The following is a 23,183-nucleotide window of genomic DNA, read 5'->3' as shown; positions in this document are numbered from 1 at the left end:
GCCGGCAGATCAGCCGCGCGAACGGGATCCAGTCGGAAAGCGGCGCCTCACAGCCCCTCTTGTGCCTCCAGCGGGCACAGGTAGCCCTGGATGCCCACCATCGTGTCTTCCAGCTTGTTGCGTTGCGCCCGGATCTGCGCCGGCGACGCCAGCTTCGCGCCCGAGCGCAGCGACATGCAGCCCCACGGATCGGTGTAGCCGATCGAACGCAACGCCTTCTCCGGCGATTCCTGGAACATCGCGCGGAACTCCTCGTTGCTTTCGAGGTTGTCCAGCAACTTGCGGACCAGACGCGGATGCAAGCCGGCCGGCGGGATCGTGTCTTCCTGTGCCATCTGGTATTCCCCCTTGGTGGATGGAAGCCGGACAATAGCACCGCATCGGAACAGGGGAGCGGGCATGCGGATCAGGCGCTGCGCGGTGGCGTGGCTGGAGCCACGCGAGGTGGCGGATTTCGAGCTCGACGACCTGTTGTCGGGCGGCACCGGGGTGGTTGGCCGGTTGTGCTGGTTCGCGCATGCCCCGCATCTGCCGGCTCCTGTGCAGGTGGACGCGGCGCATGCCCCGCTGCTGGGCGCGCTGGGTGCGGTGGACTGGATCGCGCGCGACGCGCTCGATGCGCGCTTCGGCAGCGAGGCGGTCGATGCCCTGCTCGCTGCCGGCCTGCTGCTGGCACGGCCGGACGACGGCGATGAATCCGCGCTGGCCGATGCGCGGTTCCGCTCCCAGGGCTGGCACCCGCCGGCGGCAGTGGCGCACATGGCCGCGCGCTGGGAAGGCATCGACGGGCCCAGGGGCATGGCCGAGCAGGATCTCGACACGAACGAAGGCCTGCTGCGCCAGCACGGCGCGCCGCCGCCACACGCGTTGCCAGCGGCGAATCCGGCTGCCGACCTCGCCTTGCCGCGGATCGAGCGCGACGACTTCGACGCGCTGCTCGATACCCGCGCCACCTGCCGCAACTACGACACCACCGCCAGCGTGCCGCTGGCGACGTTCTCGCAGCTGCTGGCGCGGGTGTTCGGCGCCCGCGGGATCGGCCATCCGGCACCCGGCTTCGACGTATACAAGCGCACCAGCCCGTCCGGCGGCGCGCTGCATCCCACCGAATGCTGGCTGATCCTGCAGCGCGTGGATGGCATCGCGCCCGGCTTGTACCGCTATCGCATCGACACGCATGCGCTGGAGCCGGTCACGCCAGGCATCGCGGCGCCGCAACCCGGTGACGCCGGCACGCAGGTCCCGGGCGATGCGGGATCGCGCGCATGGACCCCGGCTGAACTGCGCGCCTTCGCCCGGATCGCGGTGGCCGGGCAGGACTTCTTCGCCGACGCACCGGTGCTGTGCATCCTCGCGCCGCGCTTCCATCGCAATTTCTGGAAGTACCGCAACCACGCCAAGGCCTACCGGGTGGCGGTGCTGGATGTCGGCCACCTGTCGCAGACCCTGCAGCTGTGCGCCACCCAGGCCGGGTTGGGGCCATTCGTGACCGGCGCCATCAACGAGGTCGACATCGAGCGCGCGTTCGGCGTGGTCGGCTACGCGCAGAGTCCGATCGTGGTGTGCGGCTTCGGCCAGCGCGCCGCGACCATGACGACCTCCGAGTTCGACCCCAACCGCAAGGTCTGGCCGCGGGAGTGAGGCGATCCATTTGTGGGAGCGGCTTCTTGTGGGAGCGGCTTCAGCCGCGAGCTCCTGGATACTTCATGCAAGAAGGCATCTGCAGCACAGGTTTCGGGAAAAAAGCTCGCGCCTGAAGGCGCTCCCACAGAAGGTGCGGGGCGCGACGCTCAGCCGCTGATCAGGCGCTCGCCGACGCCGGTGAACTTGAGGCCGATGCGGGTGACACGGTCGTCACGCACTTCGCGTGCCACCAGCACCGCGCGGGCGATCACCAGCCGGTCGCCGACCTGGGGCTGCGCGTCGAAACGCTCGTCGAACAGTTGCGCCGCGGTCGCCCGGGCGATGCGTGCGGGCATCGGCAGGCCGTAGAACTTCGCCAGTTCGCCCAGCGGCACGTCGCCGGGCAGGATGAAGCTGCCGAAGGTGTCCTGCTCGGCCTCGCGGGCGTCGCTGCCGTCGGCGAACAGCCAGTCCAGCCGGGGTGCCTGGCCACCGGGGGCGACGAAGTAGGCGTAGTCGTGCGCTGCGAAGGCATCGCATTCGTCGGGCAGCAGCACCTTGCCGGCGCGCACCACCATCGCCAGCCGCACGCGCCCGGGCAACTGCACGCCGCGCAGGGCCGCGCTGCCTGGGGCGATGCGGTAGCCGATCATGTCGTATTCCAGTTGCCCCGGAAGATCGAGCTGGATGCGGCGCGTGTCGGGATCGGCGCGCGGCACCGCCACGCCCAGCCAGTGCGCGGCGCGCGCCAGGGTCCAGCCCTGCACCAGCAGCGACACCAGTACCACCACGAAGGCAACGTTGAAGTACAGCCAGGCATTCGGCAGCCCCGCCAGCAGCGGGATCGAAGCCAGGAAGATGCCGACCGCGCCGCGCAGGCCGGTCCAGGAGATGAAGGTGATCTCCGCCGCGCGGTAGCGGAACGGCAGCAGGCACAGCAGCACCGCCGCCGGCCGCGCCACCAGCATCAGGAACGCGGCCACCCCCAGCGCCGGCCACAGGATCGGCCACAACGCATGCGGTGCCGCCAGCAGGCCCAGCAGCAGGAACATCACCAGCTGCGCGAACCAGGTCACCGCGTCCTGCAGCGACATCACCTGGTTGCGTGCGCGCAACGGCCGGTTGGCGACGACGATGCCGGCCAGGTACACGGCGAGGTAGCCGCTGCCCTCGATCAGGTTGGTGATCGCGAACAGCGTCAAGGCGCCGGCCAGCGCCAGCCACGGGTGCAGGCCCGAGGGCAGGTCGTACTTGTTGAGTGCGGCCACGATCAGGCGTCCGCCGAGGTAGCCCAGCGCCAGCCCGGCGGTGCCGGCCCAGAGCATGTGCAGCGCGATCGCGGGGATGCCGCCTTCCTGCTCGCCGTTGATCCAGGTGGTCAGGGCGACGGTCAGGAACACCGCGACCGGGTCGTTGCTGCCGGATTCGATTTCAAGCGTCGCGCCGGTGCGCCGCTCCAGGTGCAGGCCGCCGGCGCGCAGCAGGAAGAACACCGCCGCCGCATCGGTGGAGGCGACGATCGTGCCCAGCAGCAGCCCCTGCAGCGGCGGCAGGTCTAGCAGCTTCGTGGCCGCGAACGCGGTCAGGCCGGCGGTGACCAGCACCCCGACGCTGGCCAGCAGCACCGCCGGCGCGACGCTGCCACGGACATGTACCGCGCGCGTGCGCAGGCCGCCGTCGAACAGGATGATCGCCAGCGACAGCGAGCCGACCAGGTAGGTGAAGCGGGTATCGGCATAGCGGATGCCACCGGGGCCATCGACGCCCAGCATCAGGCCGAGCAGCAGGAACACCAGCAGCAACGGCGCGCCGAAGCGCCGTGCAAGCAGCGACGAGGCGATCCCGGCCAGGATCAGCAGCGCGAACCCCAGCAGGCTCAGGTCGATGGCGTGCAGGCTCTCCAGGCGCGGGCTCCGGCGGGGCGGTTTTCCAGTCTAGCGCGCGTCCGGACGTGGGCCGATGACGGTGGTGCGCACGCATCCTGTAGGAGCGGCTTCAGCCTCGCGCTTCTTGCGGGGGCGCGGCGAGCCGGGAAGAGCTCGCGGCTGAAGCCGCTCCTACAAAAAGCAGCTCCTGCAAACCCCGTGCCTGCAAACACCGCTCCGGCAAAGGCCGCTCCTGCATGAGGACGCTCCGTGCGAGTGGGCCGACGGGCGTTACGGCACGCTACGCCGGGCACCGCCCGAACGGAATCTCAAGCGACCTGCTGCGCCAGCCCGCGGTCAATGCGCCGGTAACCCAGCGCTTCAGTGAGGTGCGCGGTGGCGATGTCGGCGCTGCCGGCAAGGTCGGCGATGGTGCGGGCCACCCGCAGGATCCGGTGCATCGATCGTGCCGACAGTTGCAGGCTGTCGATCGCGCGTTCCAGCAGTGCCTGGTCGGCGTCGGACAGGCGACACGCGACCATGGTTTCGGCCTGGGTGAGTTGCGCGTTGGCCTTGCCGGCGCGCGCGTGCTGCACGGCACGCGCGGCCTCCACGCGTGCGCGCACCGCGGCGCTGGATTCGCCGGCGGGCGCGTCCGGACGCAATTCCGACGGCGGCAGCCGCGGCACGTCCACGTGCAGGTCGATGCGGTCCAGCAGCGGCCCGGAAATCCGCGCGCGATAGCGGGCGATCGCGTCGGCATGGCAGCGGCAGCGCCCCGACGGATCGCCGGCCCAGCCGCAGGGGCAGGGATTCATCGCCGCCACCAGCTGGAAGCGCGCCGGGAATTCGCTCTGCCGCGCCGCGCGCGAGATCGTGACCACGCCCGACTCCAGCGGCTCGCGCAGGACCTCCAGCGCGCGCCGGTCCCATTCCGGCAATTCGTCGAGGAACAGCACGCCGTTGTGGGCCAGCGAGATTTCGCCGGGGCGCGGCTCGGCGCCGCCGCCGACCAGCGCCACCGCGCTGGCGGTGTGGTGCGGGCTGCGATAGGGGCGCTCGCGCCAGCGCGCAGGATCCAGGCCGCTGCCGCCCGCTCCCACTCCGCTCACGGAGGCAATCGCCGCGCTCTGCAGCGCTTCGGCTTCGCTGGCCTGCGGCAACAGGCCGGTCAGGCGCGAGGCGAGCAACGTCTTGCCGCAGCCCGGTGGGCCGACCAGCAGCAGGTGGTGGTTGCCGGCCGCGGCGACTTCCAGCGCGCGCCGCGCCTGCGCCTGGCCGCGAACATCGGCCAGGTCAGGGCCATGCAGGCGGATCGCCGCCGGCGCCGTCGCCGGCGGCAGGGTCTTGCGGCCCTCGAGCGCGGCGCAGACTTCCAGCAGGGTGCGAGCGGTGCTGGCATCGATGTCGCGCACCAGCGCGGCTTCGGCGCCGTTGTCGGTGGGGACGACCAGGCGGCGGCCGGCCGCCACCGCGGCCAGCGCCGCCGGCAGCACGCCGTCGATCGCACGCAATTCGCCGGTGAGGCCGAGTTCACCGAGGAATTCGACCTCGCGCAAGGCGTCCAGCGGTACCTGTCCGCTGGCGGCGAGGATGCCCAGCGCGATGGCCAGGTCGAAGCGGCCGCCGTCCTTGCGCAGGTCGGCGGGCGCGAGGTTGACGGTGATGCGGCGCGCCGGGAATTCGAACTGCGCGCACTGGATCGCCGCGCGCACCCGGTCCTTGGCCTCGCGTACCGCCGCTTCGGGCAGGCCGACGATCGACATCGACGGCAGTCCGCCGGCCAGGTGCACCTCGACCCGCACCGCGGGCGCATGCACGCCGGCGCGTGCACGGCTGTGCACGAGCGCAAGCCCCATGGCGGCGGCTCAGCGGGACTCGGGGGTGAGGGGCAGCTGCGCTTCCAGCTGCGCGACCGTGCGCTGCAGGGCTTCGAGTTGCTCGCGGGTGCGCAACAGCACCGCGCGCTGCACGTCGAATTCCTCCCGCGTGACCAGGTCGAGCTTGCCCAGGCCGGTCTGCAACACCGACTTGAAGTTCTGCTGCAGCTCCTCGCGGCCTTCGCGCATGGACGGCGGCACCAGGCTGCCGAGGCGGCGGGCGAGTTCGTCGATCTGGCTGAGGTCGATCATGGGCGTGGCGGCCGTGGCAATGGTATTCATGCGGGTGGTCCTCCGTGGGCACGGCCAGCTTGGCCATCCCCGCGGAAGGGTGCCGTCGGCGCGCCCCGCGGCGGCCTGTCGGAAAACTCCGCGCCCGCCGCGGCGAAGGTGCGCGCCGTGGCGGCGGCGACGGCCGGCACTACAGCATGCGCGGCGCGACGGGTGCAACCGGCGCTATGCTGCCGCCCGCAGACATGGAGACCACGTGAATGAGGCGCATCCGATGAAGATGGTCATGGCGATCATCAAGCCGTTCAAGCTCGACGACGTGCGCGAGGCCTTGTCCGACGCCGGCATCGCCGGCATCACCGCCACCGAGGTCAAGGGCTTCGGCCGCCAGAAGGGCCATACCGAGCTCTACCGCGGCGCCGAATACGTGGTCGACTTCCTGCCAAAGATCAAGCTCGAGGTCGCGGTCACCGACGAGCAGGCCGATGCCGTGGTCGAGGCGGTCATGCGTTCCGCCGGTACCGGCAAGATCGGCGACGGCAAGATCTTCGTCTGGGACCTGGACAAGGTGGTGCGGATCCGCACCGGTGAACTGGACGGCGACGCGCTGTAGTCAGGCGTCGCCGACCTCGATCCGGTTGCGCCCGTTGCCCTTGGCCTGGTAGAGCGCGGCATCGGCGCGGGCTACCAGGTCGTGCAGGCTCGCGTCCGCGGAGCGCAGTTCGGCCATGCCGATGCTGACCGTGATCCGCAGGCCGTGGGCAAGGTCGTCGAAATCGATCGCGGCCACCGTCGCGCACAGGCGCCGCGCGATCGGCCAGGCCTGGTCCATGCGGGTGTCGGGCAGCAGCACCAGGAACTCCTCGCCGCCGGTGCGTCCGAGCAGGTCGAAATGGCGCAGCGCGTCTCGGCAGGCATGCGCCATCCGCGCCAGCACCTTGTCGCCGCAGGGATGGCCATGGGTGTCGTTGACCGACTTGAAATGGTCCAGGTCCAGGATCAGCGCGCATAGCGGCTGCCCGGCGGCGCGCGCGCCGGCGATGGCCTTGGCGCCGAGGTGCTCGATGCTGCGGCGGTTGGCCACGCCGGTCAGCGGATCGGTGGTCGCGATTTCGTGCAGGCGGCGCATGCGCACCAGCTGGCGCACCACCAGCGCGCCAAGCAGCAGCAGCAGCACGCACGCCAGCGCGATCGCGGTCCATTGCCAGCGCCTGGCCTGCAGCAGCGCCTGCAACTGGCGATCGCGCAACCCCTGCTCGCGGGCGACGCGCTCGTTTTCCAGCAGCTCGCGGTCGTTGTCGAACTGGTAGCGCAGCATTTGTGCCTGCTGGCTGCGTTCGGCGCTGGTGATCGACTCGCGGATGTCGATATAGCGCTCAAGGTCGGCGAATGCCTGGGCGTCCCGACCCAGGGCCTGCTCGCTGCGCGCGCGCGCGCGATGCAGCAACGCCAGGTAGCGGCGATTGTCGCTGCGCTCCAGCGCGGTCGCCGCCAACGCGTATTCGGACAGTGACAGCACATGGCGCCCGAGACCGGCATGGGCCTGGCCGCGGCGCAGCGCGAGCATGTCGTCGTTGGTGCGGTCGCCGAGCGCGTCGAAGCCGGCGCGGGCGGCATCGACCAGCGCCAATGCGCGCGCGTAGTCCTTGCGCAGGATCCATGGCCAGGCCATCGCCAGCTGCACGCTGGCGATGTCGTAGTCATTGCCGCGCTCGCGGGCCAGCACCATCGTGCGCCGGTACAGGGCCAGCGCATCGTCGATCCGGTCTTCGTCCTCGGCCAGGTAGCCTTGTTGCAGCAGGTTCGCGACCAGCTGGTCGTAGTCTCCCAGCGCGCTGGCGTAGATCTCGTTCTGCTGCAGGTAGTCGCGTGCCTTGGCGTTGTCGCCCATGCGGCGGTAACTGATCGCGATGTCCAGCAGTAGCGCTTCGGCATCGGCCTTGAAGCCGCCGCGGCGGTACAGGTGCTGGGCCGCGACCAGGTCGGGGATCGCGCGCGCCTGGTCGCCGAGCAGCGAATGCAGCCCGCCGCGCAGGCTCAAGCCGTCGGCCAGCAGGCGATCGTCGCCGATGCGGCGCGCCGCGGCGATGCCGGCTTCGTACTCGGGCAGTATCTGGTCTTGCGCGCCGGTCGTTTCCAGCGCGGCGGCGCGGCAGTAGTGGAAGTTGGCCTCGCCTTCGCCATCGTGCGCGGCGCGCGAGCGCGCCAATCCGTCGTCGGCCCACGCCAGCTGCGCGCCAGGGTTCTCGTCGAAGGCCCAGTCGCAGTAGATCGCGCGGTAGCGCAGGTCGCGCACGCTGTCGCCCGCCGGCCGCAACCGCGCAAGCTCGTCCAGGCGCGCCATCACCTGCGCCGGCGATGGCTGGGTCGACAGGCCGGTGCCGCGAAGCTCCATGTACTTCGCGTCGAATGCGGCCCCGGGCGAGGATGCAGCGGCAGGTGCCTGCGCGGGTATCGCGGCGAACGCGCAGGCGAAGCCGAGCTGCAGGCAAGGCAGCACGGCGAGCAGCCATGGCAGTCGGGCTCGCGACGGATGCACCGGATTCCCCCGTGCCGGCGGCCCCTGCCAGCCGGCTCGGTGGTGATTGTTCGTTATCGCGGCGCCCGTGTCCGCGAACCGACGATCAGTCTGTGACGGTGGTCACGCTTCGCCGAGCGCGGCGGCGACGAACGGCGGCCTCGCCATCGCGTAGCGGTCGCTGTTGCGCTTGGTCATCGGACAGCGCCGCGCCCGGTTTCCTTCCACGCGCCGCAGGCCGCATGCAGCAACACGATCGTCGCCCAGCTGATCCAGAGCGTCCACAGCGTGTGCGACAGGAAGTGGGCACCGCGCATCTGCTGCCCCCAGCCAAGGCCAAAGGTGAACGCGAGCGTGATGACCCCGATCGCGAAACTGCGCAATCTGCGCTCGGGATACCAGAGCAGCGCGAGCGACAGCAGCCATGAGCCGGAGGAAACGAACGCGGCGGGAAAGCAGTGGCCTGCGCGCATGCCGGCGGGTGCCGCGGAAAGCAGGTCGAAATACGGGGCCTGCCCGCCGAATTCGATGACTTCCCAGGGGCAATGCATGGCGCTGGTGCGGTGCAGGATGCCGACCAGCACCGGAACGGCCACGAACGACCACGCGACCAGCCACCAGCGCCGATGTCGCCCGTCGAGCACGCGTGGCCAGCGCCCGGTCAGCCTGCCGCGCAACGCAACCAGCCAGACGCCGAGCCCGGCGACGAGCAACGCGTACTTCAGGTAACGGTGGACCAAGTACTTGGTCACCCAGGCGTAACGCCATGGGAAAGTGTGGTTGACGGCGTCGTAGTAGCGCGCTTCCAGCCGCAGGTCCAGGCGGGTGGCATGGAACAGCCACAGCAGCAAGGCGCCGGTGATGGCCAGCAGCAGCGACTGCGCGAGATAGAAGCGCCGGGGTGGCCGCACCGGGACGGCCATCGCCTACTCGTCGAGTGCGGCCGCCACGAACGGCGGCGTCGCCAGCGCACCGCGATGGACGTCGGCGCTGTAGTAGCGGCTGTCGAAGGCCTTGGCACGGGCATCGGTTTCGCGGAATTCGAAGCCGCGGGCCTGCTTGCGCGCCAAGGTACAGCTCCACCAGCCGGTCGGATAACACGGCTGCGGGAACGGCAGGGTCTTGAACTCCGTGAAGCCGGCCTTGCCCATCTCCACGCGCATTTCGCGGATCAGTTCCAGCAGCACCAGCGGTGATTCGGACTGCTGCACGAGGATGCCGTCGTCGCGCAGCGCGCGGAAGCAGCTGCCGTAGAAGGCCTTGTTGAACAGGCCTTCGGCGGGACCGACCGGGTCGGTGGAATCGACGATCACGATGTCGACGCTGCCCGGCTCGCAGTTGGCCATCCACGCGATGCCGTCGTCGAACAGCAGCTGCGCGCGCGGGTCGCCGTTGCGCTCGCACAGTTCCGGGAACCATTTCTCGGCCATGCGCGTGACCTGCTCGTCGATGTCGCACTGCACCGCGCTTTCCACGCCCGGGTGCTTGAGCACTTCGCGCAAGGTGCCGCAGTCGCCGCCGCCGATGATGACCACGCGCTTCGGGTCGGCGTGGGTGAACAGGGCCGGGTGCGACATCATCTCGTGGTAGAGGAAGTTGTCGCGGGTGGTGAGCATCACCGCGCCGTCGATCAGCATCAGGTTGCCCCAGTCGGTCGTCTCGTAGATCTCGATCTTCTGGAACGGCGACTGCACTTCGTCGAGCTTGCGGCGGATGCGGTAGCCGATGGCCGAGCCGGCGGGTTCGAAGTTCTCGTACTTCCAGGTGGTGTCGGTCATCGGGGCGGGCTTGGGCGGGGGGCGGGAATTGTAGCGGACCATTCCGGAAGGCCTCGTTGCACCCTCGGGGCTGCCCCAGCCGCGACCGCCGGGATCACCGCCGTGCCCGCAGCGAGCCGCTAAACTGCGCGCCTGTTTTCCAGGGATCCGCCGATGGCCGCGTGGTCGACCGAGCAAGCCCGCAAGACCTATTCGATCCCGCACTGGTCGGAAGGCTATTTCGATGTCGACGCGGCCGGCCGCGTGGTGGTGCTGCCGCGCGGGGCGGGCGGGCCGCGGGTGGCGTTGCCGGAAGTCGTCGACGCGGCCCGGGCCAATGGCGCCAAGCTGCCGCTGCTGGTGCGCTTCCCGGACATCCTCGGCGATCGGCTGGGCAAGCTGCAGGCCGCGTTCGCGCAGGCCCAGGCCGACTACGACTACCGCGGCGGCTACACCGCGGTGTATCCGATCAAGGTCAACCAGCACGCCGGCGTCGCCGGCACCCTGGCCGCGCACCGCGGCGACGGCTTCGGCCTGGAGGCCGGCAGCAAGCCCGAGTTGATGGCGGTACTGGCGCTGTCGCGCCCGGGCGGCATGATCGTGTGCAACGGTTACAAGGATCGCGAGTACATCCGCCTGGCGCTGATCGGGCGCAAGCTCGGGCTGGAGACCTTCATCGTGGTCGAGAAGCCCTCCGAGCTGAAGCTGGTGATGGAGGAGGCGGCCGCGCTGGGCGTGCGCCCGGGACTGGGCGTGCGCATGCGCCTGGCGTCGCTGGGTGCCGGCAAGTGGCAGAACAGCGGCGGCGACAAGGCCAAGTTCGGGCTGTCGCCGCGGCAGCTGCTGGACCTGTGGAAGTCGTTGCGCGACAGCGGCATGGCCGACTGCCTGCAGCTGCTGCACTTCCACATGGGGTCGCAGATCTCCAACGTGCGCGACATCGCCAACGGCATGCGCGAAGCCACGCGCTATTTCGTCGAACTGTCCAAGCTGGGCGCGAAGGTGCGCTACATGGACGTGGGCGGCGGCCTGGGCGTCGACTACGAGGGCACTCGTTCGCGCAGCTTCTGCTCGATCAACTACGGCATCGACCAGTACGCGGCCAACATCGTGCAGCCGCTGGCCGAGGCCTGCGCCGGCAACGACCTGCCGCAGCCGCGCATCATCACCGAGTGCGGGCGCGCGATGACCGCGCACCACGCGGTGCTGGTGGCCAACGTGGTCGAGGTCGAGGAGGCGCCGGAAGGCCGCGATCCGCCCGCGCACGACGACGAGCCGGGGGTGATCCGGCGCCTGCGCGAAGTGCACGACGAGATGGCCTCGCGGCCGCCGGTGGAAGCCTTCCACGACGCCCAGCACCACCATGGCGAGGGCTTGTCGCTGTACGCGCTCGGCCAGCTTGAACTGGTGCATCGTGCGCGCCTGGACGACCTGTTCTACGCCATCGCGCACGCGGTCAAGGCACGCCTGGACTACCGCGAGAAGAGCCACCGCGACCTGCTCGACGAACTCAACGAGCGCCTGGTCGACAAGTACTTCGTCAATTTCAGCGTGTTCGAGTCGATGCCCGACGTGTGGGCGATCGACCAGGTGTTCCCGATCATGCCGATCGAACGCCTCGGCGAGGAGCCCGTGCGCCGCGGCGTGATCGCCGACATGACCTGCGACTCCGACGGCAAGATCTCCACCTACGTCGAGAACGAGGACCTGGACACCTCGCTGCCGCTGCATCCGTTGCGCGCGGGCGAGAGCTACCGGCTGGGCTTCTTCCTGGTCGGCGCCTACCAGGAGATCCTGGGCGACATCCACAACCTGTTCGGCGACACCGACGCGGTCGAGGTGCACGTCGAGGGCGACGGTTACGCCATGCGCCAGCAGCGCCGTGGCGACACCAACGACGTGATGCTCGACTACGTGGGCTACAAGCTCGACGACCTGCGCGCCGAGTACCGGGCCAAGGCCGCCGCCGCGGGGCTGCCTGCAGCGGAAGCCGAGCGCATGAATGCCGCGCTCGAGGCCGGCCTGGCCGCCTACACTTACCTCAGCGACGAACCGCTGGAGTAGCGCCGGCCGATGGCGTGCTTCACCCGTGCGTCGGCCAGCGCCGGTCCTACGCGCGCGCTACCTGGAAGCCGGCGAACGACTGCGACACCGGCATCATCTCCAGCCGGTTGACGTTGAGGTGCGGCGGCAGGCTGGCGATCCAGAAGATCGTTTCCGCGATGTCGGCCGCGGTCATCGGCTGCGCGCCGGCATACAACGCGTCCGACGCAGCCTGGTCGCCGTGCGTGCGCACCACGGTGAACTCGGTTTCCGCCATGCCCGGTTCCAGCGTCGTCACCCGCACGCCGGTGCCGTGCAGGTCGGCGCGCAGGTTGAGCGAGAACTGGGAGACGAAAGCCTTGCTGCCGCCGTAGACGTTGCCCCCCGTGTACGGATAGTTCGCGGCGGTCGAACTGACGTTGACGATGGCGCCGCGGCGCTCCACCAGCGTCGGCAGCAGCGCACGCGTCAGCGTCACCAGCGCGGTGATGTTGGTGTCGATCATCGTGCGCCAGTCGTCCAGCGAGGCTTCCTGCGCCGGGCGCGTGCCCTGGGCGAGGCCGGCGTTGTTGAGCAGCAGGTCGATGCCACGGAAGCCGGCGGGCAGGGCATCGAGCGCGGACGCCATCGCCGCGGCATCGCGGACGTCGAACGCCGCCGCATGCACCCGCTCGGCACCGAGCGCGTCGACCAGGGCCTGCAGGCGTTCCGCGCGGCGACCGCAGGCGACGACTCGCCATCCGGCCGCGGCGAAACGTTCGGCGGCGGCGCGGCCGAAGCCGGAAGTCGCGCCGGTGATGAAGGCGGTCTTGTCCATGCGCCGATTGTAGTGGCTGGGCGCCCTGCGGCGCCCGAACGCATTACTTCTTCCTCGGCGCCGGCTTCTTCCTGGGAGCCGCCTTCGCGGGCGCCGTGGTCGCCGGCTTGCGCGTCTTGTGCGCAGTGCCCTTGCCACGGGTGCTGGCTTTGGTCGCGCGATGCTTCTGCAGCATGTCCTCGGCCAGCACCACGTCCTCGGACAGGATCCCGGCGGCCTTGGCGATGGCGATGCGCGCGGCGGCCTTGTTCTCGTCCGGATTGGCCAGCAGCAGTTCGCGGATCGCCTCGCGCAAGGCGGCCTCGGCGTTGCGCTTGAGTTGCAGGTGTTCGCCCTGGCGGAACAGGCCCATCAGGGCGTCGACCACGGGTTTGATCAGGGCGGCTTCGATGGGCATGGCGGTCTTCCTCGGGAAGACAGGATGGCGCGGGGGCGTCGCAGCGGCAGCGACGCGCCGGAACCCTACTTTGCCTTGATCGCCAGCGCCGGCAGGCCGCCGTTGGCGAGCTTGCGCTTGGCGTCGGCAAGCTCGGACGCGGTGCCGTACGGGCCCATGCGCACGCGGTACACGGTCTTGTCGTCGATGCTGGCCGATTCGACCCGCGCGCTAAGCCCCAGCAGGGCGATCCGCGCCTTGACCGCCTCGGCGTCGCCGGACGCGCCGAAAGCGCCGGCCTGCAGAATGTAGGGCGTGTCGTTGCCGGTGGCCGCCGGGGCGGTGGCCGCGGACGCGGGCGTCGCTGCGGTGATTGTCGTCGCAGTAGCCGCCGTGGCCTGGTCCGCGTCGACGCTGGCGTCGCTCGCAGCACGGCGCGCGGCTTCGGCGCGCGCGGTGGCGGCGAGTTCGGCGTCGCTCATCGCCACTTCATCGGCCGGCAGCAGGGTGTAGAAATCGTATTGCGTGCCCTTGGGCTTGTCGGCGTCCGCGGCGGCGGGCCTGGCCGCGGTTTCGCCGCTGCCTTCCGGCACGATCGCCTCTTCGCCGCCGTCGCTGGCCGCCGCAGGCTGCGCATCGGGGTTGGGCTTGGGCCGGAAGAAACCGTCGCCGCCATCGGACTTGAGGTATTTCGGCGCCGCCAGCACCACCACGATCGTCAGCACGATGCCGAGCACCATCCAGGCCCAGCCCGGAAGGCCGCCACTGTTGCCGTTGTTGCGTCGCGCCTGCGACTTGCCGCGTCGTGCTGCCATTGCCTTACATCGCCTCCGGCGCCGAGACGCCAATCAATTCGAGCCCGTTGGCCAGTACCTGCCGGGTCGCGTGCGCCAGCGCCAGGCGCGCATCGCGCAGGTCGGCATCGTCGACCAGGAACTGGTGGTCGTTGTAGTACGACTGGAACGCCTGCGCCAGTTCGTGCAGGTAGGCCGTGACCAGGTGCGGTTCCAGGTGTTCGCCTGCGGCGGCCACGACTTCGGGCCAGCGCGACAGCTCGGTCAGCAGGTCGCGGGTGGCGCGGGCGGCCGGGGAATCGCCCTCCAGGTCCAGGGGTTGCGCCAGGCCGTTGCCAGCGTCGAAGGACAGGCCGCGCTCCTGCAGTTGCCGCCACAGTCCGCAGATGCGCGCGTGCGACAGCTGCACGTAGTACACCGGGTTGTCGAGCGACTGGCTGCGCGCCAGGTCGATGTCGAAGGTGAGCTGCGAATCGGGCTTGCGCGCCAGCAGGAACCAGCGCGTCGCGTCGCGTCCGGCTTCGTCGACGAGGTCGCGCAGGGTCAGGTAGCTGCCGGCGCGCTTGGAGATCTTCACTTCCTCGCCGCCGCGCATGACCGTGACCATCTGGTGCAACACGTATTCCGGCCAGCCCTGCGGGATGCCGGCGTCCAGCGCCTGCAGGCCGGCGCGCACGCGCGCCAGCGAGCCGTGGTGGTCCGCGCCGAGCTCGGTGATCGCGCGCTCGTAGCCGCGCTGCCACTTCGACAGGTGGTAGGCGACGTCCGGCACGAAATAGGTATAGCTGCCGTCGGACTTGCGCATCACGCGGTCCTTGTCGTCGCCGAAGTCGGTGGTGCGCAGCCACAGCGCGCCGCCTTCCTCGTAGGTGTGGCCGTGCGCGACCAGCTCGCGCACGGTCTCCTCGACCTTGTCGTCGGCGTACAGCGACGATTCCAGGAAGTACACGTCGAACGACACCCCGTACGCTTCCAGGTCCGCGTTCTGCTCGCGCCGCAGCCAGGCCACGGCGAAGCGGCGGATCGCGTCGAGGTCGCGCGGATCCTTCGCGCCGGTGACCGCGTGCTGCCCTGAGTCGGTATCGTCGAACTCGACCGTGTCGCCGCGCAGGTAGGCGTCGGCGACGTCGACGATGTAGTCGCCGCGGTAACCGTCCTCGGGCCAGCCGGCGTCGTCCGGGGCCTTGCCGAGCGCGCGCGCCTGCACCGACCGGGCCAGGTTGTCGATCTGCGCGCCGGCGTCGTTGTAGTAGAACTCGCGGGTCACGCTCCAGCCATTGGCGTCGAGCACGCGTGCGATGCAATCGCCGATCACCGCTGCGCGACCGTGGCCGACGTGCAGCGGGCCGGTCGGGTTGGCGCTGACGTACTCGACGCCGGCGCGGTGGCCGTTGCCCGAAGTGTTGCGGCCGTAAGCCGTGCCCTCGGCGTGGATCGTGCGCAGCTGCCGTTGCCATGCCCCGGGCGCCAGCCGGAAGTTGAGGAAACCCGGGCCGGCGATCTCGATCGCGGCGATGTCCGCGCTGGCCGGCAACGCGTCGATCAGCGCCTGTGCCAGCGCGCGCGGGTTGGATCTGGCCGGCTTGGCCAGCAGCATCGCCGCGTTGCTGGAGAAATCGCCGTGGCTGCGATCCTTCGGGCGCTCGACCACGAACTCCGGGGTGGCGGCGTCGATCGGCAGGGCGCCATTGGCGCGCAGGGCGGCGATGCCCTGTTCGAGCAGGGCGCGGAGCTGGGCTTTCACGGAGGATTCGGCGACGGCTTCAACGACTTGCATTGTACGGCGCAAGGCGAAATACCGGCCACCGTACGTCCACGACGCGTCGCCGCGCGCGCGGGAAGGAACCAGGACGCGCTGCTGGGCGCACCTCAAGCCCCGCGACGGCCCCTCAGACCCAGCCGCGTGCCGCCAGGGACACCGGCGCACCATCCCCGACCACGAAGTGGTCGAGCAGGCGCACGTCGACCAGCGCCAGCGCCTGCTTCAGTCGCGCGGTCACGGCGCGATCGGCGGCGCTGGGCTCGGCGCTGCCGCTGGGGTGGTTGTGGCCCACGATCAGCGCGGCGGCGTTGTGGGCCAGCGCACGCCGCACCACCTCGCGCGGGTGCACTTCGGCACCATCGACGGTGCCGCGGAACAGCTCCTCGAAGGCCAGCGCGCGATGGCGGGTGTCCAGGAACAGCACCGCGAACACTTCGCATGGGTAGCCGCGCAGGCGCTGGGCGAAGTAGCGGCCGGCGGCGCCCGGGTCGGTCAGCGCTTCGCCGCGTTCCAGCCCGGCGGCGAGGTAGCGGTCGCACAGTTCCAGCGCCGCGTTCAGCTGGCAGGCGCGGGCCAGCCCCAGCCCCGGCAACCCGGCCAGCTCCGCCGGGCTGCGTTCCAGCAGGCGGCGCAGCGGGCCGTGCGCGTTGAGCAGACCGCGCGCGGTGGTGACAGCGTCCTGGCCGCGCAGGCCCGAGCCGAGGAACAGCGCCAGCAGTTCCGCGTCCGACAGCACCGCGGCGCCGCGGGCGACGAGCTTTTCACGGGGGCGTTCGGCGGCGGGCCAGTCGCGGATCTGCATGGGCCCAGCGTGGGCCACGGCGCCGTGCCGGGGCATCGGGGAGGCCGGGTGCTTCGGGGTAAGCTAGGTCCCCGATTTCACGTGGGAAATTTCCTACCGATGGCAGCGGTGAAGGCGAAGGCCCTGTCGGGGCGGCGGGTCCTGCTCTGCGTCAGTGGCGGCATTGCCGCGTATAAGGCGGTCGAACTGGTGCGGCGGCTGCGCGATGCCGGTGCCCAGGTGCAGGTGGCGATGACCGACAACGCCCAGCGTTTCGTCGGCGCGCAGAGTTTCCAGGCCGTGTCCGGGCTGCCGGTGCGCACCTCGCTGTGGGATGCCGCTGCCGAGGCGGCGATGGGGCACCTGGAACTGGCGCGCTGGGCGCAGCAGGTGGTGGTTGCGCCGGCCACCGCCAACACCCTGGCCAGGCTGGCCCACGGCATCGCCGACGACCTGGTCAGTACCCTGTGCCTGGCGACCACGGCGCCGCTGGCGGTGGCGCCGGCCATGAACCACCGCATGTGGCTGCATCCCGCGACCCAGGCCAACGTCGCCTTGCTGCGCGAACGCGGCGTGCAGGTGATCGGCCCCGACGACGGCCCGCTGGCCGAGGGCGAGTCCGGCCCCGGCCGGATGACCGAGCCGCTGGCGATCGTCGCGGCGCTGGCGGCGGCCCCCGCGACATGATGGCGGGCACGGTCTTGTCCGGCCGGCGGTTCGTGGTCAGCGCCGGGCCGACGTACGAGGACATCGATCCGGTGCGTTTCATCGGCAACCGCAGCAGCGGCAAGATGGGCTTTGCGCTCGCCGCCGCCGCCGCGCGCCGCGGTGCCGACGTGGTGCTGGTCGCCGGGCCCGTGCACCTGGACAGCCCGGCCGACGTCCGCCGCATCGACGTGCGCTCGGCCGCGCAACTGCACGCCGCGGTGCTGGCCGCGTTGCCGGCCGACTGCTACATCGGCGCCGCCGCGGTCGCCGACTGGACACCGCGCGCAGTCGCCGCCCACAAGCTCAAGAAGACCGACGGCACCGACGCACTGGCGCTGGAACTGGTGCGCACCGCCGACGTGCTGGCCGACGTCGCCAGCCACCGGCCGCGGCCGCGGCTGGTGGTCGGCTTTGCCGCCGAGACCGACGACGTCGAGCGCCACGCGCGCGCCAAGCTCGAACGCAAGGGCGTGGACCTGATCGCCGCCAATCGCGTCGGTATCGCCGGCAGCGGCTTCGAGAGCGACGACAATACGCTGGTCGTCCACGCCGCGGACGGGTTTGCCCGCACCCTTGGCCCGGCGCCGAAGACGCAACTGGCCGACGCCCTGCTCGACCTCATCCAGGAACGCCTGCCCTGATGCCAGACATGACCACCCGCCCCGCGCCCGCCGAGCACCGGCTTGAAGTGAAGCTGCTCGACCCGCGTTACGGCCGCGACTGGCCGCTGCCCGACTACGCCACCGCCGCCAGCGCCGCGCTCGACCTGCGCGCGGCGCTGGACGCACCGTTGGCGCTGGCGCCAGGCGATGCCGCGCTGGTGCCATCCGGGCTGGCGATCCACCTCGCCGACCCCGGGTTGTGCGCGCTGGTGCTGCCGCGCTCCGGGCTCGGCCACAAGCACGGCATCGTGCTGGGCAACGGCACCGGCCTGATCGACGCCGACTACCAGGGACCCTTGCTGATCAGCGTGTGGAACCGTGGCGGCGAAACGTTCACCATCGATCCCGGGGACCGCATCGCGCAGCTCCTGTTGTTGCCGATCGTGCGCGCGACGCTGCAGGTAGTGGATACTTTCGAACACAGCGCGCGCGGCGATGGCGGATTCGGCCATACCGGCGTGCGCTGACAGGGGACGACAGATGAGCGATTCCAAACCGCGCCTGCGGCTGCCCGCCGCACAACTGCGACCGGTGCTGCCGCTGGTCGCCGCGCTCTGCGCGCTGCTGGCGCTGTGGCTGGCCTGGAACGGGTGGCAACAGCTGCGCGACGACCGCCGCGCGCAGGGCCTGGAGCAGGCGCGCGACGCAGCCGTGCAAGGCACCGCGCACGCGTTGCGGCAGCAACTCGACCGGCTCGGCGATCGCCTCGGTTCCTCCACGCTGCAGGCGACCCTGGGCATCGGCGATATCGCCGGCGCCGCGGCGCAGCTGAAGGCCGGCTGGCCGCAGGTGGAGCAGGTCGAGATCCTGCCGCCGGACCTGGATGGCGCCTACGCCGGGCTGCCGCGGACGGGTTTCGGCCGCCTCGCGGCGGCCGAGGCGGCGCTGGCGACGAACGCGCCCGTGGCGCGCATCGTCAAGGACGACGGCGTCCGCCTGGTGCTCGCCGCGCCTGCGCGCAGTGGCGACCGCCTCGCCGGGGTTGCCTACGTGCGCTTGCCGTTGGCGCAGGCGACGCAGGCGCTGCAGGGTGCGCAGCTCGCCGACGACAGCTACCTGGCCCTGCGCCAAGGCAACTACACCGTGCTGGAGCGCGGCGACAAGGCGCTGGCAAACAGCGCCGAGGCACTGTCGGCCAAGGTGCCCGGCACCGAGCTGCGGATCGCCGCGGCGCTGCCGGACGAAACCGCCGGCGCGTTCGGGCTCGACGCGACCGCGTCGTTCGTGGCCGCGCTGGTGCTCGCCGGGCTGGCGCTGGCGGCCTGGCTGGCGCTGCGCCGCAACGCCGGCGCAGCGCACGACGTCGCCGCCGATGAACCGCATGCCGAGCCGACCCTGGCGCAGGCGATCCAGCAGGCCCCGCTGCCCGAGCGCGCCGCACCCGCGGTTGCGGTCGCCGAGGCCGCCAAGCCCGGCCCGGTGCGGATCGACCGCGGCATCTTCCGCGCCTACGACATCCGCGGCATCGTCGGCGAGACGCTCGACATCGGCGTCGCCGAACTGATCGGGCATGCGGTGGGCACGCTGATGTTCGAGCAGGGCCTGGGCGACATCGTGGTCGGCCGCGACGGCCGCCTGTCCGGGCCCGACCTGGTCGCCGGCCTCACGGAGGGCCTGCGCAAGGCTGGCCGCAACGTCATCGACATAGGCCTGGCGCCGACGCCGGTGGTGTACTTCGGCGGCTTCCACCTGCGCACCGGTTGCGGCATCGCCGTCACCGGCAGCCACAACCCGCCGGACTACAACGGGTTCAAGATCGTGGTCGGCGGCACCACGCTGTCCGGCGACGCGATCGTCGATCTTTACGCGCGCATCGCCGAGGACCGCCTGCACACCGCCGACACGCCCGGCACCGTGGTCGAACGCGACCTCGGCGAGGATTACGTCGCCCGGATCGCTGCGGACGTGCAGATCGATCGCCGGCTCAAGGTCGTGGTAGACGCCGGCAACGGCGTCGCCGGCGTGCTCGGCCCGCGCGTGCTGGAGGCGATCGGCGCCGACGTCACGCCGTTGTACTGCGAGATCGACGGCAACTTCCCCAACCACCATCCCGACCCGAGCGAACCGCACAACCTCGCCGACCTGATCAAGATGGTCGAGCGCCTGGACGCGGACCTGGGCATTGCCTTCGACGGCGACGGCGACCGGCTGGGCGTGGTGACGCGCGACGGCGAGAGCATCTATCCCGACCGCCTGCTGATGCTGTTCGCCGCCGACGTGCTCGATCGCAACCCGGGCGCGGTGATCGTGTATGACGTGAAGTGCACGGGGCGCCTGCCGGGCCACATCCTGCGCCATGGCGGCAGCCCGCTGATGTGGAAGACCGGGCATTCGCTGATCAAGGCCAAGATGCGCGAGGTCGAGGCGGAGCTGGCCGGCGAGATGAGCGGCCACTTCTTCTTCGCCGAGCGCTGGTACGGTTTCGACGACGGCATCTACGCCGCCGCGCGGCTGCTGGAGATCCTCGCGGCCAAGCCGGAAACGCCGAGCGAGCAGCTCAATGCGCTGCCCAACGGCGTGTCGACCCCGGAGCTGAAGGTCGATGCGCCCGATGGCGATCCGCACGCGTTCGTCGAACGCTTCCGCAACGCCGCCCGGTTCGAGGGTGGGCGCAGTTCCACCATCGACGGGCTGCGCGTGGACTGGCCCGACGGCTGGGGCCTGGTGCGCGCGTCCAACACCACCCCGGTGCTGGTGCTGCGGTTCGATGCCGATTCGCAGCCGGCGCTGGCGCGGATCCAGGCCGCGTTCCGCGAGCAGCTGCTGGCACTCAAGCCGGATCTGGCGTTGCCGTTCTAGCCAGCTCGATCCGTGCCGCCAGCCGGGCGAAAGCAGGGGCCAGGCATCTCCAGGCCGCGCGCCGCAGCGACCGCGGTGCGGCGCGCGCATCAGCCGCCGGTTTGCGCCTCGATCTCGGCGCGCTGCTGGCTGGCGGCGTCGAGCACCTGCGGTTCGACCGCCCTGGCGCGTTCGATCGGGCGTTGGATCGCATCGCGCAGTTCGGTCGCCTGAGCTGTGGGCGCGGCCTGCGCCCGCGGTTCCGGCGGCTCGTCGGTCGGCGGCGGCTCCGGTTTGCCGCATGCCGCGCACAGCAGCAGGGCGGACAGGACGGTCAGGCGCGGGAAGGCGGTCATGGCGGCGTTTCCGTGGTGCTGCGCTGGGCGCGTGGGCAGGGCTGGACTGGCCCGGGGCTATGCTACGCCCACGCGGCGTTGCCGAGGCCGACGAGGCGAGACCGATGGATTCCAACCGCTGGCGCCTGGACGGACAACTGGCCCTGGTCACCGGCGGCAGCGCCGGCATCGGCCATGCGATCGCGCGCGAACTGCTCGGCTTCGGCGCGCAGGTGCTGATCGTGGCACGCGACGCCGCGGCGCTGGAACGCGCGCGCGACGACCTCGCCGACGAGGCCGGGGACGACCAGGTGCATGCACTGGTCGCCGATGTCGCCGACGAGGAACAGCGGCGCGAGATCCTGGACTGGGTCGAGGATCGCGGCGAAGGCCTCAACATCCTGGTCAACAACGCCGGCGGCAATCTCACCCGGGCCAGCGGCGACTACACCGAGGACGAGTGGCGGCAGATCTTCGAGGTCAACCTGTTCAGCGCCTTCGAACTGTCGCGTTATGCCCATCCCCTGCTGACCCGGCATGCCGCGTCCAGCATCGTCAACGTCGGCAGCGTCTCCGGGCTCACCCACGTGCGCAGCGGCGCGCCCTACGGCATGAGCAAGGCCGCGCTGCACCAGATGACCAGGAACCTGGCGGTCGAATGGGCCGAAGACGGCGTGCGCGTCAACACGGTGGCGCCGTGGTACATCCGCACCCGGCGCACGTCCGCCAAGCTGTCCGATCCCGACTACCTGGACGAGGTGCTGCTGCGCACGCCGATGGGGCGCGTCGGCGAGCCGGAGGAAGTGGCTGCCGCGGTGGCCTTCCTGTGCCTGCCGGCGTCGAGCTACGTCACCGGCGAATGCATCGCGGTCGACGGCGGCTTCCTGCGCTACGGGTTCTGATGCCGCCAGGCGTACAGCGCGCGTCGATGCGCTAATCGGCGCAGGTGCTGTTGGCAAGGGTCGCGGCGAGCTGTTCGTACTCGAGGTGGCGGGCCTCGTCGTCCGCGGCGCCGGCGAACTTCCAGCGGAATTCGGCTTCGCCGACACGGCGCTGCCAGGCCTGGCAGAGGGCGTCGTCGGCGACCGCCTGGCACTGGTCGGCCACGCCCTGGCAGGCGCGGGCGGCGGCCTGCGGCGCGCCGTCGAGGCCGACCACCTGCAGCGGCGCGCAGCGTTCCTGCGGCGTCTCGTCCTCGGTGAGGTAGTTTTCCTGCTCCCAGGTGGTGCACTGGAACAGCGGCGGCGGCGGCTTGCGCTCTTCGGCGGCGACCGGCGGCGGCAGCGCGCTTTCGATGTCCGCCTGCTCGCGCGCCTTCTCCGCGGCGACGATCGCCGGCATGCGCTCCTCCCGTGGCTGGTAGGTCGGCATCGGCGGCGGCACGTCGACCACCTGCTTCTGCTCCCGCGTGCCGCGGGGGCAGGCAGCATCGTTCTGCAGGGTGACGTGGCCGCCGGCATCGGTGCAGCGGTAGATCACCACCTGCCGGTGCTGGGCCTGGACGCCGGCCGGCGGCAGTACGCCGCACGCCAGCACCGCGAAGCACCATGCGTACCGCATCAATCGCCCCCGCAGTCGCTGTCGAGGCGGGCATTGATGCCGCGCTCCTCGTTCCCCAACACCTCGCGCTCGGAGGGTTGCGCGTTGAAGAAGCGGCGGCGGATCTCGTCGCGGCGATCCAGCAGGCGGGCGCAGACTTCCTGCTGCGGCAGGCTGTGACAGGTGTCGCGGATCCAGGTGCCGGCCTGCGGCGGGTACACCGGGTATACCGGCGGCGGCACCAGCACGGTGCTGCCGGCATGGATGCTGACGTTGCCTCCGGTGATGGCCAGGTCCGCGCCCGCGCGCTGGTATGGCCCCACCGGCAGCGGATAACCCAGCGTCCACAGCGGGACCCAGCGCGGGCGTCCCTCCGGCGTGTCGCTGGTGTAGCGGTCGCCGTCGGGGGTCACGCATTCGTACAGCGGTTGCGGTGTCCGCAGCACCATCACCCGCGGCGTCGCGGGGCCTTCGTTCGTACCCGCCGATACCGGCGCCGACACCGGCGCCGCGGCCGGCGTGCCGTCCCGGGGACGCAGCATTTCGCGCGTTTCCTGGCGTTCGCCTTTCGCACAGGGCGTGTCGCGCAGGGTCAGGTGGCCGCGTGCATCGGTGCAGCGGTAGATGGTGACGTCGACCGAAGTCGCCGGCCACGCTGCCGCGATCAACAGTCCACATACCAGGCGGGGGAAAGCAACGTGCATGCGCGCATCT

At 70.9% G+C, this 23,183-nt stretch carries 21 protein-coding genes and 1 pseudogene; 7 read left to right on the top strand and 15 right to left on the bottom strand.

Annotated features, from left to right (window positions below):
* Nucleotides 1-47: 47 nt before the first annotated feature.
* Nucleotides 48-335 carry an NHLP-related RiPP peptide gene (locus MQC88_RS09530; protein ID WP_243321425.1) on the bottom strand — a complete coding sequence of 96 codons (288 nt, stop codon included), beginning with the start codon at nt 333-335 and terminating at the stop codon, nt 48-50.
* A gap of 64 nt (nt 336-399) precedes the next feature.
* Between MQC88_RS09530 and MQC88_RS09525 the strand changes: the two genes are divergently transcribed.
* Complete coding sequence (locus MQC88_RS09525) at nt 400-1,641, top strand: putative peptide maturation dehydrogenase (protein WP_243321423.1); 1,242 nt, start codon at nt 400-402, stop codon at nt 1,639-1,641.
* A 149-nt stretch (nt 1,642-1,790) separates the two neighbouring features.
* On the opposite strand, the gene MQC88_RS09520 is transcribed toward MQC88_RS09525, so the two are convergent.
* The 3 genes from MQC88_RS09520 to ubiK form a co-directional block, all read right to left on the bottom strand.
* On the bottom strand, nt 1,791-3,503 hold the full coding sequence (locus tag MQC88_RS09520) for a potassium/proton antiporter (protein WP_256451774.1): 1,713 nt from the start codon (nt 3,501-3,503) through the stop codon (nt 1,791-1,793).
* A 314-nt stretch (nt 3,504-3,817) separates the two neighbouring features.
* The gene (locus MQC88_RS09515; protein WP_243321422.1) at nt 3,818-5,347 is read right to left on the bottom strand and encodes a YifB family Mg chelatase-like AAA ATPase; all 1,530 of its coding nucleotides are present in this window, start codon (nt 5,345-5,347) and stop codon (nt 3,818-3,820) included.
* Between the two features lie 9 nt (nt 5,348-5,356).
* The gene (ubiK, locus tag MQC88_RS09510; protein WP_243321883.1) at nt 5,357-5,620 is read right to left on the bottom strand and encodes a ubiquinone biosynthesis accessory factor UbiK; all 264 of its coding nucleotides are present in this window, start codon (nt 5,618-5,620) and stop codon (nt 5,357-5,359) included.
* Nucleotides 5,621-5,873: 253 nt separating this feature from the next.
* On the opposite strand from ubiK, the gene MQC88_RS09505 reads away from it, so the two are divergent.
* Nucleotides 5,874-6,212, top strand: coding sequence for a P-II family nitrogen regulator (locus MQC88_RS09505; protein ID WP_243321882.1), 339 nt, complete (start codon nt 5,874-5,876; stop codon nt 6,210-6,212).
* Here MQC88_RS09505 and MQC88_RS13070 read toward each other — a convergent pair whose 3' ends face one another.
* From MQC88_RS13070 to speE, 3 genes are all read right to left on the bottom strand, one after another.
* Nucleotides 6,213-8,138 carry a GGDEF domain-containing protein gene (locus tag MQC88_RS13070; protein WP_243321420.1) on the bottom strand — a complete coding sequence of 642 codons (1,926 nt, stop codon included), beginning with the start codon at nt 8,136-8,138 and terminating at the stop codon, nt 6,213-6,215. It lies immediately after the preceding gene.
* A gap of 173 nt (nt 8,139-8,311) precedes the next feature.
* The gene (locus tag MQC88_RS09495; RefSeq protein ID WP_243321419.1) at nt 8,312-9,040 is read right to left on the bottom strand and encodes a phosphatase PAP2 family protein; all 729 of its coding nucleotides are present in this window, start codon (nt 9,038-9,040) and stop codon (nt 8,312-8,314) included.
* Nucleotides 9,041-9,043: 3 nt separating this feature from the next.
* Complete coding sequence (speE, locus tag MQC88_RS09490; RefSeq protein ID WP_243321416.1) at nt 9,044-9,895, bottom strand: polyamine aminopropyltransferase; 852 nt, start codon at nt 9,893-9,895, stop codon at nt 9,044-9,046.
* A gap of 153 nt (nt 9,896-10,048) precedes the next feature.
* On the opposite strand from speE, the gene speA reads away from it, so the two are divergent.
* Nucleotides 10,049-11,938: an arginine decarboxylase gene (gene speA / locus MQC88_RS09485; RefSeq protein ID WP_243321414.1), complete on the top strand. Its 1,890-nt coding sequence runs from the start codon at nt 10,049-10,051 to the stop codon at nt 11,936-11,938.
* A gap of 46 nt (nt 11,939-11,984) precedes the next feature.
* On the opposite strand, the gene MQC88_RS09480 is transcribed toward speA, so the two are convergent.
* From MQC88_RS09480 to radC, 5 genes are all read right to left on the bottom strand, one after another.
* Nucleotides 11,985-12,734, bottom strand: a complete 750-nt coding sequence (locus MQC88_RS09480) for an SDR family NAD(P)-dependent oxidoreductase (RefSeq protein ID WP_243321413.1) — start codon at nt 12,732-12,734, stop codon at nt 11,985-11,987.
* A gap of 43 nt (nt 12,735-12,777) precedes the next feature.
* Complete coding sequence (locus tag MQC88_RS09475) at nt 12,778-13,131, bottom strand: hypothetical protein (protein WP_243321411.1); 354 nt, start codon at nt 13,129-13,131, stop codon at nt 12,778-12,780.
* A 65-nt stretch (nt 13,132-13,196) separates the two neighbouring features.
* A complete protein-coding gene (locus MQC88_RS09470) occupies nt 13,197-13,925 on the bottom strand; it encodes an SPOR domain-containing protein (protein ID WP_243321409.1) in 729 nt (242 codons plus the stop codon).
* A gap of 4 nt (nt 13,926-13,929) precedes the next feature.
* Nucleotides 13,930-15,648: an arginine--tRNA ligase gene (argS, locus tag MQC88_RS09465; RefSeq protein WP_243321407.1), complete on the bottom strand. Its 1,719-nt coding sequence runs from the start codon at nt 15,646-15,648 to the stop codon at nt 13,930-13,932.
* Between the two features lie 145 nt (nt 15,649-15,793).
* On the bottom strand, nt 15,794-16,468 hold the full coding sequence (gene radC / locus MQC88_RS09460; RefSeq protein ID WP_243321406.1) for a RadC family protein: 675 nt from the start codon (nt 16,466-16,468) through the stop codon (nt 15,794-15,796).
* Between the two features lie 99 nt (nt 16,469-16,567).
* Here radC and coaBC point away from each other — a divergent pair.
* The 3 genes and pseudogenes from coaBC (at nt 16,568) to MQC88_RS09445 (ending at nt 20,616) form a co-directional block, all read left to right on the top strand.
* Nucleotides 16,568-17,796 (top strand): annotated as a pseudogene (gene coaBC, locus MQC88_RS09455) (bifunctional phosphopantothenoylcysteine decarboxylase/phosphopantothenate--cysteine ligase CoaBC).
* 8 nt (nt 17,797-17,804) lie between these two features.
* On the top strand, nt 17,805-18,284 hold the full coding sequence (gene dut / locus MQC88_RS09450; protein WP_243321404.1) for a dUTP diphosphatase: 480 nt from the start codon (nt 17,805-17,807) through the stop codon (nt 18,282-18,284).
* Between the two features lie 13 nt (nt 18,285-18,297).
* Nucleotides 18,298-20,616: a phosphomannomutase/phosphoglucomutase gene (locus tag MQC88_RS09445; protein WP_243321401.1), complete on the top strand. Its 2,319-nt coding sequence runs from the start codon at nt 18,298-18,300 to the stop codon at nt 20,614-20,616.
* Between the two features lie 89 nt (nt 20,617-20,705).
* Here the strand turns inward: MQC88_RS09445 and MQC88_RS09440 are convergent, their stop codons facing one another.
* Nucleotides 20,706-20,951 (bottom strand): hypothetical protein, encoded by a 246-nt coding sequence (locus tag MQC88_RS09440; RefSeq protein WP_243321399.1) that lies wholly within the window; start codon nt 20,949-20,951, stop codon nt 20,706-20,708.
* 104 nt (nt 20,952-21,055) lie between these two features.
* Here MQC88_RS09440 and MQC88_RS09435 point away from each other — a divergent pair, with 104 nt between their 5' ends.
* Nucleotides 21,056-21,832 carry an SDR family oxidoreductase gene (locus MQC88_RS09435; protein ID WP_243321397.1) on the top strand — a complete coding sequence of 259 codons (777 nt, stop codon included), beginning with the start codon at nt 21,056-21,058 and terminating at the stop codon, nt 21,830-21,832.
* Nucleotides 21,833-21,863: 31 nt separating this feature from the next.
* Here the strand turns inward: MQC88_RS09435 and MQC88_RS09430 are convergent, their stop codons facing one another.
* Nucleotides 21,864-22,490, bottom strand: a complete 627-nt coding sequence (locus MQC88_RS09430) for a DUF4124 domain-containing protein (RefSeq protein ID WP_243321395.1) — start codon at nt 22,488-22,490, stop codon at nt 21,864-21,866.
* Nucleotides 22,490-23,173, bottom strand: coding sequence for a DUF4124 domain-containing protein (locus MQC88_RS09425; protein WP_243321393.1), 684 nt, complete (start codon nt 23,171-23,173; stop codon nt 22,490-22,492). Before MQC88_RS09425 ends, MQC88_RS09430 begins: the two co-directional genes overlap by 1 nt.
* Nucleotides 23,174-23,183 lie beyond the last annotated feature (10 nt).

It is taken from the genome of Cognatiluteimonas sedimenti (genome assembly GCF_022808325.1).
GTDB classification, from domain to species: domain Bacteria; phylum Pseudomonadota; class Gammaproteobacteria; order Xanthomonadales; family Xanthomonadaceae; genus Cognatiluteimonas; species Cognatiluteimonas sedimenti.
Note: the sequence above shows the minus strand (reverse complement) of the source record. Positions and strands in the feature narration are given on the sequence as shown.